General features: G+C 71.5%; 11 protein-coding genes. 9 read left to right on the plus strand and 2 right to left on the minus strand.

Annotation, left to right across the window (positions count from 1 at the left end; all coding sequences use genetic code 11):
• Positions 1-110: 110 nt before the first annotated feature.
• Both BCF44_RS39185 and BCF44_RS54895 read left to right on the plus strand, forming a co-directional pair.
• Positions 111-1559 carry a serine/threonine-protein kinase gene (locus BCF44_RS39185; protein ID WP_246016065.1) on the plus strand — a complete coding sequence of 483 codons (1449 nt, stop codon included), beginning with the start codon at positions 111-113 and terminating at the stop codon, positions 1557-1559.
• Positions 1559-2059: a hypothetical protein gene (locus BCF44_RS54895; protein WP_147328795.1), complete on the plus strand. Its 501-nt coding sequence runs from the start codon at positions 1559-1561 to the stop codon at positions 2057-2059. The genes BCF44_RS39185 and BCF44_RS54895 overlap by 1 nt, the downstream gene beginning before the upstream one ends.
• Here BCF44_RS54895 and BCF44_RS39190 read toward each other — a convergent pair.
• Positions 2056-3534 (minus strand): PucR family transcriptional regulator, encoded by a 1479-nt coding sequence (locus BCF44_RS39190; RefSeq protein WP_116179559.1) that lies wholly within the window; start codon positions 3532-3534, stop codon positions 2056-2058. The two genes, BCF44_RS54895 and BCF44_RS39190, sit on opposite strands and share 4 nt — an antisense overlap.
• A 107-nt stretch (positions 3535-3641) precedes the next feature.
• On the opposite strand from BCF44_RS39190, the gene BCF44_RS39195 reads away from it, so the two are divergent.
• The 7 genes from BCF44_RS39195 (at position 3642) to BCF44_RS39225 (ending at position 11653) form a co-directional block, all read left to right on the plus strand.
• Entirely contained in the window at positions 3642-4499 is an 858-nt protein-coding gene (locus BCF44_RS39195; RefSeq protein ID WP_116179560.1) for an FAD binding domain-containing protein, read from the plus strand.
• Complete coding sequence (locus BCF44_RS39200; protein ID WP_116179561.1) at positions 4490-4948, plus strand: (2Fe-2S)-binding protein; 459 nt, start codon at positions 4490-4492, stop codon at positions 4946-4948. The genes BCF44_RS39195 and BCF44_RS39200 overlap by 10 nt, the downstream gene beginning before the upstream one ends.
• The gene (locus tag BCF44_RS39205) at positions 4945-6291 is read left to right on the plus strand and encodes an 8-oxoguanine deaminase (protein ID WP_116179562.1); all 1347 of its coding nucleotides are present in this window, start codon (positions 4945-4947) and stop codon (positions 6289-6291) included. The genes BCF44_RS39200 and BCF44_RS39205 overlap by 4 nt, the downstream gene beginning before the upstream one ends.
• The gene (pucD, locus tag BCF44_RS39210; RefSeq protein WP_116179563.1) at positions 6288-8546 is read left to right on the plus strand and encodes a xanthine dehydrogenase subunit D; all 2259 of its coding nucleotides are present in this window, start codon (positions 6288-6290) and stop codon (positions 8544-8546) included. Before BCF44_RS39205 ends, pucD begins: the two co-directional genes overlap by 4 nt.
• 12 nt (positions 8547-8558) lie before the next feature.
• The gene (locus tag BCF44_RS39215) at positions 8559-9041 is read left to right on the plus strand and encodes a nucleoside deaminase (RefSeq protein ID WP_116179564.1); all 483 of its coding nucleotides are present in this window, start codon (positions 8559-8561) and stop codon (positions 9039-9041) included.
• Positions 9042-9147: 106 nt separating this feature from the next.
• Positions 9148-10572 carry an NCS2 family permease gene (locus BCF44_RS39220; protein WP_116179565.1) on the plus strand — a complete coding sequence of 475 codons (1425 nt, stop codon included), beginning with the start codon at positions 9148-9150 and terminating at the stop codon, positions 10570-10572.
• A 13-nt stretch (positions 10573-10585) separates the two neighbouring features.
• Positions 10586-11653 carry an XdhC family protein gene (locus BCF44_RS39225; RefSeq protein WP_116179566.1) on the plus strand — a complete coding sequence of 356 codons (1068 nt, stop codon included), beginning with the start codon at positions 10586-10588 and terminating at the stop codon, positions 11651-11653.
• Here BCF44_RS39225 and BCF44_RS39230 read toward each other — a convergent pair.
• The gene (locus BCF44_RS39230) at positions 11643-12653 is read right to left on the minus strand and encodes a sugar ABC transporter substrate-binding protein (RefSeq protein WP_342775693.1); all 1011 of its coding nucleotides are present in this window, start codon (positions 12651-12653) and stop codon (positions 11643-11645) included. The genes BCF44_RS39225 and BCF44_RS39230 overlap by 11 nt on opposite strands.
• Positions 12654-12655 lie beyond the last annotated feature (2 nt).

Consider the following 12655-nt stretch of genomic DNA (forward strand, 5'->3'; position numbering starts at 1 on the left):
GGCGACACGTCTGACCGCATGCCCGTCGACCCCTCCGTCGGCGGGCATGCACAACTTCGATGAAAGGATGGTGGGACGCCGAGACGTCGAGTAGTCGGGGAGGAATGGCTGTGGCCACCGAGGGTGACCTCATCGCTGAGCGCTACAAGCTGGTCAGGAAGGTCGGCAGCGGCGCGATGGGCACCGTCTGGCAGGCCCGCGACCAGCTGCTGCGCCGGGACGTCGCGGTGAAGGAGCTGCTGGTCCGCACCGGCATGACCGAGTTGCAGACCGACGAGGCCCGCAACCGGGCGATGCGCGAGGCGCGGCTGGCCGCCCGGCTGCACCACCCGAACGTCATCTCGATCTACGACGTGGTCGAGTACGAGGGCCGCCCATGCCTGATCATGGAGTACCTGCCGTCGAGCAGCCTCGCGGACCTGATCGCCGAGCAGGGCGTGCTGCCGGTGGGCACGGTCGCCCGGATCGGCACGCAGATCGCCTCCGCGCTGGCCGCGGCGCACACGGCCGGCATCGTGCACCGGGACGTGAAGCCGGCCAACGTGCTGCTCACCGGCGACAACGTGGCGAAGCTGACCGACTTCGGCATCTCCCGCGCCGACGGCGACGCCACCGTGACGGCGGCGGGCCTGCTCGCGGGCACGCCGGCGTATCTGCCGCCGGAAGTGGCGCAGGGCGAGGACGCGACCTTCGCCAGCGACGTCTACTCGCTGGGGGCGATGCTGTACGCGGCCGTGGAGGGCAAGCCGCCGTTCGGCACCGACGACAACGCCGTGGCGCTGCTGCACCGGATCGCCACCGAGGAGGTGCCGCCGCCGGAGCACGCCGTGCCGCTGACGGCGACGCTGGTGTGGATGCTGCGCCGGGACCCGAAGCACCGCCCGGAGGCGAAGGAGGTCCAGGACGCGCTGGGCGCGCTCGCCGAGACGATGCCGGCGGAGATGCCGGCCCCCGCTCCCGTGCCGGCAGAGCCGGTGGAGGAGGCCCCCGCTGCCACCGCCGAGGCGCCGGACCGTCGGCGCGGGGTGGCGATCGCGTTGGTGCTGGGTGCAGTCATCGTCGCCGTGATCGTCGTGGTCTACGCCCTCAACCAGCCGCAGCCGTCCGGCACCGCCGGCGGGCCGTCCTCCACCACCAGAGCCACGTCGACGGCCCCGAAGACCTCCACCACGACGCCCGCGCCGACCACGACCAGCACCACCAACCCGCCGGCGACCACGACCACCACGTCGTCGGTCACCACGAACCCGCCGGCCGACGTCGCGACGCAACTGGTCAACGCGATCAACGACTACTACAAGCTGATGCCGAACGACCTCCAGGACGGCTGGAACCGCATGACGGCCGACTACCAGCAGAACAAGGCCCATGGCTTCGCGGGCTACCAGAGCTACTGGCAGCAGTTCAGCGCCGTCTCGCTGGCGAACGTCACCGCGACGCTGCCGAACACGGTGACCGCCGACATCACGTACACGTACAAGAATGGCGGCACCACCACCGAGCACACAACGTTCGGCATGGTCCAGCAGGACGGCATCTGGAAGATCGCCTCCTCGTGATGCCCGCCGTCGGCGCGGTCCTCGCGGTGCTGGGCGTGCTGGCGGCAGCCGTGTCCCTCCCGCGCTATCGGCGGGTGCGACGCCCGGTCGTGCACGGCACCGTGATCGCGGCGAGCGGGACCAGCCTGACGCTCAGCCTGCCGACCGGCGAGCGCGTGCTGCCGGCGTCGCCGGCCGACGTCGAGGCGTGGCGACGCCGGCTCACCTACGAGGACGACGTGCGGATCATCTCCGTCGCCGAGGGGCCGTCGGGGCTGATGCTCGCCGACGATCTGGACCGGCAGCTGCACTGGCCGCGCCTGGGTCTCGCCGGCGGCTGCTGCTTCGCGGTGATCGGCCTGCTCGCCCTGGACCCACGAGCGCTCGTCGCCGCAGCCGGTGTGGCCTCCGCGGCGGTGGCGATTCTGCTGGTCAGCCGCCCGCCACGGTCGTGGGCGATGATCGGCGCCGCCGCCTTCCTCGCGGTCACCGCCGGCCTGGCCGTCGTGGCCCTGGTCTAGCGGGTCAGCTCCAGCGCCAGGAACAGGTCGACCCGGTCGGCGAAGCGGGACAGGTCGCGGCCGGTCAGTTCCTCGACCCGGCCGATCCGGTACCGCAGCGTGTTGACGTGCACGTGCAGGCGGGCGGCGGCCTGGCTCCACGAGCCGGAGCAGTCGAGGAACACCCGCAGCGACTCCACCAGCTCCGAGTGGTGCTCCTGGTCGTACGCCCGCACCGGGCCCAGCAGTCGCCGGCAGAACGACTGCCGCAGCTCTTCCGGCAGCGCCCCGAACAACAGCTGGTGTGACGCCAGTTCGGAGCCGGCGACGACGGCCGCGCGCACGCCGTTATGACCGGCCACTCCCCTGGCGTACCGGGCCTCGTCCAGCGAGGCCCGCAGCCGGGACGCCGGCCCCGGCCCGCTCACGCCGAGCGCCAGCCGGCAGGGGCCGAGTCCGGACTCGATCGCCCGCACGCCTGCCCGCAGGGACTCCAGCACGTCGTTGCCGGCCAGGGTGATCGCGACGGCCTCACCGTCCACTTCGGTCACCAGGCCGTCCACGAGCTCGTCGAGCACGGCCAGCGCCAGCCCGATCTCGCCGGTGATCGTCATCGACACCACGCACAGCTGGTCCTCGGCGCCGAAGCCGGCGGCGGTCAGCCGGGCGGTGATGTCCGACGCCGGCGTCGCCTCGTCGGCCAGCAGCGACAGCAGCTGGGTGGCGGCCCGGCGCTCGACGATCCGGCCGGCGGCCAGCGCGGACCGCTCCAGGCCGATCAGCGTGGCCAGCTCGACGGTGATCTCGTGCTGGTCGGCGGTCCAATCGGCGACGACCAGGGCCCAGCCGGCGAGCCGGTGGCCGGTGCCGACGGGCAGCACCCGGTACGACCCGACCTGGCACGGCACGCGGGTGGCGGACACGAAGCCGGCGGCGACAGCGGCGGCGTCCGGCAGCTCCACGGCGCCGGCAACCAGCCGGCCGGCCGGGGTGATCACCCAGCACGGCACGCCCAGCTCCACGGCCCCGGCGGCGACCAGACCGTCCAGGCCGCCGCCGTCGCCGAGCGCGGCCACCAGCCGTCGGTGGTGCTCCAGCACGGCGCTCGATCGACGAACATGTTCGGCGGCCAGCGCCGAGACCACGCGCTGGGTGATCGTCGCGAACGACACGTCCAGCGGCACGGTGAACAGCCGCACGCCGTGCCGCCGGCACGCCTCCACCACCACGTCGAAGGTGACCGGCCCGATCTCGGCGGTGCCGATGCCCAGCCCGACCACGCCCATCTCGGCGATCGCCGACACGAACGCCTCGGCGTCTCGCGGGTCGTGGTACCAGAGCATGCCGGTCAGCACGACCTCGCCGCCGCCCAGGTAGCGGCGCGGGTCGCGCAGGTCGGTGATGTAGATCCAGCGGAACTCCGGGTCCGGCTCGACCGCCCCGACCAGCAGCCGGAGCCCGAGCCCGGGGTCGGCCAGCAGCTCGCCCAGGCGCACGCGAGCAGGGTACTTGGAGGATCCTCCAAAAGACCCGCCCGAACGGGTCGGCGTTTCGTAACGTCTGCCGCTAGCAGCCGACACGACCGGACTGTGTACTACGTCACGTGGAATTCCTACGACCGACCTCGCTGGCCGAGGCCCTCGAAGCCAAGTCCGCGAACCCGGACGCGGTGCCGATCGCCGGCGGCACCGACGTGATGGTGGAGCTGAACTTCGACCACCGCCGGCCGGCGGCGCTGCTGGACCTGAACCGGGTCGGCGAGCTGGCCGAGTGGTCGGTGACGGCCACCGGGACGCGGCTGGGCGCGGGCGTGCCGTACACGCGGATCATCGCCGAGCTCGGCGACCGGCTGCCGGGCCTGGCGATGGCCTCCCGCACGGTCGGCTCGCCCCAGATCCGCAACCGGGGCACGGTCGGCGGCAACCTCGGCGCCTCCTCGCCCGCCGGCGACACGCATCCGGTGCTGCTGGCGACCGACGCGGTGGTGGAAGTGGCGTCGGTCCGGGGCGTGCGGGAGATCCCGATCGGCGAGTTCTACCGGGGTGTGAAGCGGAACGCGCTGGAGCCCGACGAGCTGATCACCGCGATCCACCTGCCCGAGGGCGGCGGCCCGCAGCAGTTCAGCAAGGTCGGCACGCGCAACGCGATGGTGATCGCGGTCTGCTCGTTCGGGGTGGCGCTGCATCCCGCGGACAACCGGGTGGGGGCGGGCATCGGCTCGGCCGGGCCGACGCCGATCCGCGCCGTGGACGCGGAGCGGTTCGCCGCCGAGGAGCTTTCGTGGGATTCGCCGAAGCCGCTGACCGACGCGGTGGCGCGGCGCTTCGGCGAGCTGGTCGCCGCGGCCGCGACGCCGATCGACGACGTGCGCGGCACCGCCGCCTACCGCCGGCACGCGCTGTCCGTGCTGGCCCGCCGCACGCTCACCTGGGCATGGAAGGACTACGCGCGATGCGCCTGAACGTCACGGTCAACGGCGAGGCCAGGCAGGCCGACGACGTGTGGGAGGGCGAGAGCCTGCTCTACGTCCTGCGCGAGCGGTTGGGCCTGCCCGGCTCGAAGAACGCGTGCGAGCAGGGCGAGTGCGGATCCTGCACCGTCTACCTCGACGGCACGCCGGTGTGCTCGTGTCTGGTCGCGGCCGGTCAGGCGGAGGGCTGCGAGGTCCGCACGGTCGAAGGACTGGCCGAGGGCGACCAGCTGGACCGCGTGCAGCAGTCCTTTGTGGACGCCGGCGCGGTGCAGTGCGGCTTCTGCACGCCGGGCCTGGTCGTGGCCGCGCACGATCTGCTCAAGCGCGTGCCGAACCCGTCCGATCCGGAGATCCGCGAGGCGCTGGCCGGCAACCTGTGCCGCTGCACGGGATACGAGAAGATCCTGGACGCCGTGCGGTTGGCGGCCACTCGATGAGCCTTGTAGTACTCGACAACGCGGCGATCGCCACGGTCGACGCGCGCGGCACCGAGCACGCCGGCGGCCACATCGTCATCCGCGACGGGCTGATCGAGAAGGTCGGCGCGGGCATGGCCCAGCGGCCGGTCGAGACGCACGACTACATCGACGCCGGCGGCTGCCTGGTCACCCCGGGCCTGGTCAACACCCACCACCACCTCTACCAGTGGGCGACCCGCGGCTACGCGCGGGACGCCGAGCTGTTCGAGTGGCTGACCACGCTGTATCCGGTGTGGGGGCGGCTGACCGAGGAGGTCACGCGGGCGGCCGGCGCGGCCGGAATGGCCAAGCTGGCGCTGACCGGCTGCACCACGATCGCCGACCACCACTACGTCTTCCCGAACGAGGGCGGCGACCAGATCGGTGCGCTCGTGGGCGAGGCCAAGCGGCTTGGGGTACGGCTGCACGCCGTGCGCGGGTCGATGGACCGCGGGCAGTCGAAGGGCGGGCTGCCTCCGGACAACATCGTCGAGGACATCGACGAGGCGTTGTCGGGCACCGAAAAGGCCATCACCGACCACCACGATCCGGATCCGCTGGGGTTGATCCGGATCGCCGTCGGGCCTTGCTCGCCGTTCTCGGTCAGCCGCGAGCTCATGGAGCAGGCGGCCGTGCTGGCGCGCCGCCACGGCGTGCGGCTGCACACGCACCTCGCCGAGACCATTGACGAGGAAGAACAGTGCCTGGCCGAATTCGGCTGCACGCCGGCGCAGTACGCCGAGCAGCTGGGCTGGCTCGGCGACGACGTCTGGCTGGCGCACACCATCCACCTCTCCGACGAGGCGATCAAGCGCTTCGGCCAGACCGGCACCGGCTCCGCGCACTGCCCTACCTCCAACGGCCGCATCGCCGCCGGCATGGCCCCGGTGCGGCAGCTGCTGGACGCCGGCGCACCGGTCGGGCTCGGCGTCGACGGCGCCGCGTCCAGCGAGTCCGGCGGTCTCGGCGAGGAGCTGAAGCAGGCGCTGCTGGTGGCCCGGTTCCGTGGCGGTGCAACGGCGTTGTCCATTCGCGAGACGTTGTGGATGGGCACCATGGGCGGCGCCCGCTGCCTCGGCCGGGACCACGAGATCGGCTCCATCGAGCCGGGCAAGGTCGCCGACCTCGCCGTGTGGCGGATGGACGACCTGGACCACGCCGGCATCGCCGATCCGGTGGCGGCGCTCGTGCTGAGCTCCGCGCCGAAGGTGGACCGCCTGCTGGTCGGCGGCCGCAGCGTGATCGCCGGCGGCGAGCTGCGCACCGCCGACCTCGACTCCATCACCCGTGACCTCGCACAAGCCGCGGAGGTGCTGCGATGACCTCCCCCACCAGGGAAACAACCAAAGGCGGGGTTGGCGACAGCCCGCTGCGCCCGGACGGCACGCTCAAGGTGCGCGGCGAGTTCGCGTACTCGTCCGACCTGTGGCACGAGGACATGCTGTGGGGCGCGACCCTGCGCAGCCCGCACCCGTACGCCCGGATCCGCTCCGTCGACATCGGCGAGGCGCTGAAGGTGCCCGGGGTGTACGCCGTCCTCACCCACAACGACGTGCCCGGCACGAACCTGTACGGCCTTGAGCACCCCGACCAGCCGGTGCTGGCGGTGGATGTCGTGCGCTACCACGGGGAATCGATCGCGCTGGTCGCCGCCGACCACCCCGAGACGGCCCGGCGGGCGATCAAGAAGATCAAGGTCGACTACGAGGTGCTGACGCCGATCACCGACGCGGAGGCGGCCGTCGGCCCGGACGCGCCGGCGCTGCACAACGGCGGGAACGTCGTCCGCAAGGTGCACATCGAGCGCGGCGATCAGCACGCGACGGCCGACGTCGTGGTGAGCGGCGTGTACGAGGTCGGCATGCAGGACCAGGCCTTCCTCGGCCCCGAGTCCGGCCTGGCCATCCCCGCCGAGGACGGCGGCGTCGACCTCTACGTCGCCACCCAGTGGCTGCACGTGGACCAGAAGCAGATCTGCTTCGCGCTGGACCTGCCCACCGACAAGGTGCGGCTGACGCTCGCCGGCGTCGGCGGCGCGTTCGGCGGCCGCGAGGACCTGTCCATCCAGGTGCACGCATGCCTGCTCGCGCTGCACACCGGCAAACCGGTGAAGATGGTCTACAACCGCGAGGAGTCGTTCTACGGGCACGTGCACCGGCACCCGGCCAAGCTGTACTACGAGCACGGGGCCGACCGCGACGGCACGCTGCGGTACGTCCGCTGCCGGATCTACCTCGACGGCGGCGCGTACGCGTCGAGCACCCCGGCCGTGGTGGCCAACGCCGCCACGCTCGGCATCGGTCCGTACAATGTGGACAATGTGACCGTCGACTGCTGGGGCGCGTACACGAACAACCCGCCCTGCGGCGCGATGCGCGGATTCGGCGCCGTGCAGGCGGGTTTCGCCTACGAGTCGCAAATGGACAAGCTCGCCGCCGCGCTGGGCATCGACCCGGTGGACGTCCGGGTGCGCAACGCCATGAGCGAAGGCAGCGTGATGCCGACCGGCCAGGTCGTCGACTCCGCCGCGCCGGTGGAGGAACTTCTGCGCCTGGTCAAGGAAAGGCCGCTGCCACCGGCCACCGACGGGCCGTTGGACCTGACGGCGATGCCCGGCGGCGTCTCCAACACCACCCACGGCGAGGGTGTCGTGCGGGGCGTCGGTTACGCGGTCGGCATCAAGAACATCTGCTTCTCCGAGGGCTTCGACGACTACTCCACCGCCCGCCTGCGGCTGCAGGTGATCAACGGCGAGCCGGCGGCCGTGATCCACACCGCCGCGGCCGAGGTCGGCCAGGGGCTCGTCACGATCCAACAGCAGATCGTCCGCACCGAGCTGGGCATCGACCAGGTCACCGTGCATCCGGCCGACACCACCGTCGGCAACGGCGGCTCCACCTCGGCCTCGCGCCAGACGTATGTCACCGGCGGCGCGGTGAAGGCCGTGTGCGAGGCCGTCCGGGAGAAGCTGCTCAAGCTCGCGGTGGCCCGGTTCGGCGAACCCCGCTCCGAGCTCAGCGCGCCGGACGTCGTCGCCGTGCTCGGCGATGACGTGATCGAGGAAACCGTCGAGTGGCGGCACCGGCCGACCACAGCGCTGGATCCCGATACCGGACAAGGCTTCGCGCACGTGCAGTACGGCTTCGCCGCGCACCGCGCGGTCGTCGACGTGGACGTGGACCTCGGCCTGGTCAAGGTCGTCGAGCTCGCCTGCGCGCAGGACGTGGGCAAGGCGATGAATCCGCAGGCCGTGCTCGGCCAGATCCACGGCGGCAGCACGCAGGGCCTCGGCCTGGCCGTGATGGAGGAGATCCAGGTCTCCGGCGGCAAGGTCCGCAACCCGTCGTTCACCGACTACCTGATCCCGACCGTGCTCGACACCCCGCCGATGCCGGTGGACGTGCTCGAGCTCGCCGACCCGCACGCCCCCTACGGGCTGCGCGGGGTCGGCGAACCGCCCACGATCTCGTCCACACCGGCGGTGGTCGCGGCCATCCGCGCCGCCACCGGCCTGGCCCTCACCCGCGTTCCGGTTCGACCGGAACACCTCACAGACACACAATCCCCTTCGGCCTAGGAGAATCCACCGATGACCACGACAGCCGCCACCGACCAGGAGTGGCTCGACGAGGCCGTCCGGCTGGCTGCCGCGAACGTCGCGACCGGCGGCGGGCCCTTCGGCGCCGTCGTCGTGCGCGGCGACGAGCTGATCGCCACCGGCGTCAACCGGGTCGTGCCGACGCTGGACCCGACCGCCCACGCCGAGGTGGTGGCGATTCGCGAGGCATGCCAACGGGTCGGCGACTTCCGGCTCACCGGCTGCGTGCTGTTCTCCTCGTGCGAGCCGTGCCCGCTGTGCCTGTCGGCCTCCCTGTGGGCCCGGCTGGACCGGGTCGTCTTCGCGGCCGACCGCGACGACGCCGCCGCGGCCGGCTTCGACGACCGCGCCTTCTACGACCTGTTCGAGCAGCAGCGGGCAACCTGGCCCGTCCCCGTGCTGCAAGTGTCCACCGCGGACCACAACACCCCGTTCTCCGCGTGGCTTTCCCGCACCGACCGCGTCGAGTACTGACCCTCGCCGCGTGTGCTGACCGGAGCACCACCGCTTAAACGTTCGTGGATTCAGGCCATCAGTCCGATGGCCTGGTTCCGCGCGCCCACCGGCATGGGAGTACGTCATGACCCAGTTGCGCGACCGCCGCCCCACAACTGCCCTGTTGGAACGACGTTTCCGCTTGGCCGAGCGCGGCACCACCCTCGGGCGGGAAGTCCGAGGCGGCGTCACCACATTCGTCGCGATGGCCTACATCGTGTTGCTCAACCCCCTGATACTGGGCGCTTCGGCCGACATCACCGGCGCGCGCCTGACCATTCCCGAGGTCACCACCGCGACGGCGCTGGCCGCCGGCGTGATGACCGTCCTCATGGGACTGGTCGGCAACGCTCCCCTCGCGCTGGCCGCCGGTCTGGGCGTGAACGGCATCGTCGCCTTCCAGCTGGCCCCGACCATGACCTGGGCGCAGGCGTTCGGACTCGTCGTGCTGGAAGGGGTCTGCATCGTCGTGCTGGCCGTGTCCGGCATCCGGGAACGCATCATGAACGCGATCCCGGCGGCGCTGAAGACCGCCATCTCGGTCGGCATCGGCCTCTACATCGCGCTGGTCGGCCTGGTCAGCGCCGGATTCGTGACCAGGACACCGGATTCCGCGCACTCCACGGTGCCGGTGCGGATGGGCGACGGCGGCCACCTCGTCGGCTGGCCGATGGTGGTGTTCGCGGTCGGCCTGCTGCTGATGATCGTGCTGATGGCCCGGGCGGTGCCCGGCGCGGTGCTGATCAGCATCGTCGTCGCCACGCTCATCGCGGTGATCGCCAACGCGCTGTGGCCGGGCGCGAGCTGGGGCCTGGTCACCCCGAAGCTGCCCACCCACCTGGTCGCCGCGCCCGACTTCGCCCTGTTCGGACACGTCGACCTGTTCGGCGGCTTCGCCAGCGCCGGCGCGATCACCGCCACGGTGTTCCTGTTCACGCTGGTGCTGAGCGGATTCTTCGACGCGATGGGCACGATCACCAGCGTCTGCCACGAGGCCGGCATGACCACGAAGGACGGCAAGGTCGCCGGCATGGGCAAGATCCTGCTGGTGGACGGCGTCGGCGCGATCGTCGGCGGCGGCACGGGTTCCGCGCCGAACACGGTGTTCCTGGAGTCGGCGGCCGGCGTCGGCGAGGGCGCGCGCACCGGGCTGGCCAGCGTGGTCACCGGCGCGCTGCTCGGCGCGACCATGCTCGTCACGCCGATCGCCGGCATCGTGCCGGCGCAGGCAGCCGCGCCCGCGCTGGTGGTGATCGGCGGCATCATGATGGCCCAGTGTCGCCGGATCCCGTTCCAGGACAGCGACTTCACCATCCCGGTGTTCCTCACGATGGCGATCGTGCCGTTCACGTACTCGATCACCAACGGGGTCGGCGCGGGCGTGGTCAGCTACGTGGTGGTGAAGCTGGGCAAGGGCCAGTGGCGCGAGGTGCACTGGCTGGTTGCGGTCATCGCGGCGATCTTCGTCGCCTACTTCGGCATTGCCGGGATCGAGGCGCTGGCCCGATGAGGTACCTAACCACATGAGAGAAATAGCAGCGGCGCTGCGCGGGCAGCGGTTCGCCGTCGCCAGCGTGGTCGACGTCAGCGGCAGCGCGCCGCGGGGCCTGGGCTCCGCGCTCGCGGTGACCGACGATGGCGAGGCGTTCGGCAGCGTCTCCGGCGGGTGCGTGGAGGGAGCCGTCTACGAGCTGGCGCGGGAGGCGCTGACGACAGGATTGCCACAGCGGCAACGTTTCGGCTACTCCGACGACGACGCGTTCGCCGTCGGCCTGACGTGCGGCGGCGTGCTGGAGGTGTTCGTGCAGCCGAGCACCCCGGCGATCGCCGCCGCCCTGGCGGCCGATCCCGAGCCGGTCGTGCTGGCCCGGGTGATCGGCGGCCCGGAGTCGTTGCTGGGCAAGGGCATGGCCGTCTTCGGGGATCGGGTCGTCGGCGACCCGATCGTCGACCCCGACCTCGTGCGCCACGCCACCGCGACCGGCCGCCAGTCGTACCGGAATCTGGAACTGTTCATAGAACCGTGGTCTCCGCCGCCACGCATGCTGGTTTTCGGGGCCATCGACTACGCGGCCGCCCTGGTGGGCATGGGGAAGTTCCTCGGCTACCGCGTGACGGTATGCGACGCGCGGCCGGTGTTCGCCACCACCGCGCGCTTCCCGGACGCCGACGAGGTCGTCGTGGACTGGCCGCACCGCTACCTCGCCGGCACGCCCACCGATCATCGGACGATCGTCTGCGTGCTCACCCACGACGAGAAGTTCGACGTGCCGCTGCTGGCCGACGCCCTGCGCCGGCCGCTGGCGTTCGTCGGCGCGCTGGGTTCCCGTCGCACCAACGCGCAGCGCCTGTCACGGCTGCGTGACATCGGGCTGACCGAGCGTGAGCTGTCCTCGCTTCGGGCTCCGATCGGGCTGGATCTGGGGGCCAGCACGCCGGAGGAGACGGCGGTGTCCATCGCCGCGGAGATCGTCGCGTTGCGCCGCAGCGGCACCGGATTGGCGCTCACGGGAGGTTCCGGCCCCATCCATGCGAACGGCCCCCGCCCCGGTGGGGACGAGGGCCGCGCGGTGTTCGCTGTCAGTTGTTGACGGGGATTCCCGCCGCCTGGCAGGCGCCGACCATGTCACCGGCGCACAGGTCGCTCGTCTTGACGACGCCCTTGGCCACCAGGCCCTGCACGTCGTTGCGGCCGATCGACTGTGGTCCGAGGAGGACGGACTTGACGTCGCGCCCCTTGCCGTCGGGGCCGCCCTTCGGGTCCTGGGTGTTGCCCGTGGCGAGGTCGTCGGCGTCGCCGTGCCGGCCGGTCGCCAACGCGATGGCCAGCCGCGAGGCCGCCTCCGCCTCGATGTCGATCGGCTTGTACACGGTCATGCACTGGGTGCTCTTCAGCACCGCCTTCAGACCGTCGAGGGTGGCGTCCTGGCCGGTGACCGGCACGTTGGACAGGCCGCGGGCCTTCAGCACTGCCTCGATGCTCTGGGCCATGCCGTCGTTGGCGGCGAGCACGCCGTCCACGTGGCCGCCATTCGCGTCGAGCAGGCTGGTGAAGGTGGTGGCGGCCAGGTCGGGCGACCAGTTGTCGATGGACTTGCTCGCGACCAGTCGCATGTTCCCCGAGTCGTAATGGGCCTTCATGACGGTCTCTTGGCCCTTGTGGAACTGGGTCGCGTTGTTGTCCGTGGACGCGCCCTCGATCTCGATGATCTGCGCGCCGTTGACCTTGGTGCCGAGGCACCCCAACAGGCCGTCGGCCTGGAGCTGGCCGACCGCGGGGTTGTCGAAGGAGACGTAGTACTCCGCGGTGCCGCCGAGGCTGATCCGGTCGTAGTCGATGACCGGGATGTGCGCGGCGGCCGCCTTCTTCTCCACGACGGCGCCGCCGTCCGTGGACAGCGGAGTGATCATGAGCACGTTCACGTGCTGGGCGATCATCTGGTCGGCCAGCGACGCGAACCGCTTCTCGTCGCCCTGCGCGTTCTCGACGATCGGGTCGATGCCCGCGAAACTGAGCTGGGATGTGAGCAGTGGCTTGTCCGAGTCCTCCCAACGGGCTGAGGTGGTCTTGTCCGGCAGGATCACGCCCACCT

The sequence above is a fragment of the Kutzneria buriramensis genome, from assembly GCF_003387475.1.
Lineage (GTDB): Bacteria > Actinomycetota > Actinomycetes > Mycobacteriales > Pseudonocardiaceae > Kutzneria > Kutzneria buriramensis.

Coding starts and splice junctions, on each gene's coding strand:
- pucD (WP_116179563.1), top strand. CDS start 6,288: ATGACCTCCCCCACCAGGGAAACAACCAAAGGCGGGGTTGGCGACAGC.
- BCF44_RS39225 (WP_116179566.1), top strand. CDS start 10,586: ATGAGAGAAATAGCAGCGGCGCTGCGCGGGCAGCGGTTCGCCGTCGCC.
- BCF44_RS39205 (WP_116179562.1), top strand. CDS start 4,945: ATGAGCCTTGTAGTACTCGACAACGCGGCGATCGCCACGGTCGACGCG.
- BCF44_RS54895 (WP_147328795.1), top strand. CDS start 1,559: ATGCCCGCCGTCGGCGCGGTCCTCGCGGTGCTGGGCGTGCTGGCGGCA.
- BCF44_RS39215 (WP_116179564.1), top strand. CDS start 8,559: ATGACCACGACAGCCGCCACCGACCAGGAGTGGCTCGACGAGGCCGTC.
- BCF44_RS39200 (WP_116179561.1), top strand. CDS start 4,490: ATGCGCCTGAACGTCACGGTCAACGGCGAGGCCAGGCAGGCCGACGAC.
- BCF44_RS39220 (WP_116179565.1), top strand. CDS start 9,148: ATGACCCAGTTGCGCGACCGCCGCCCCACAACTGCCCTGTTGGAACGA.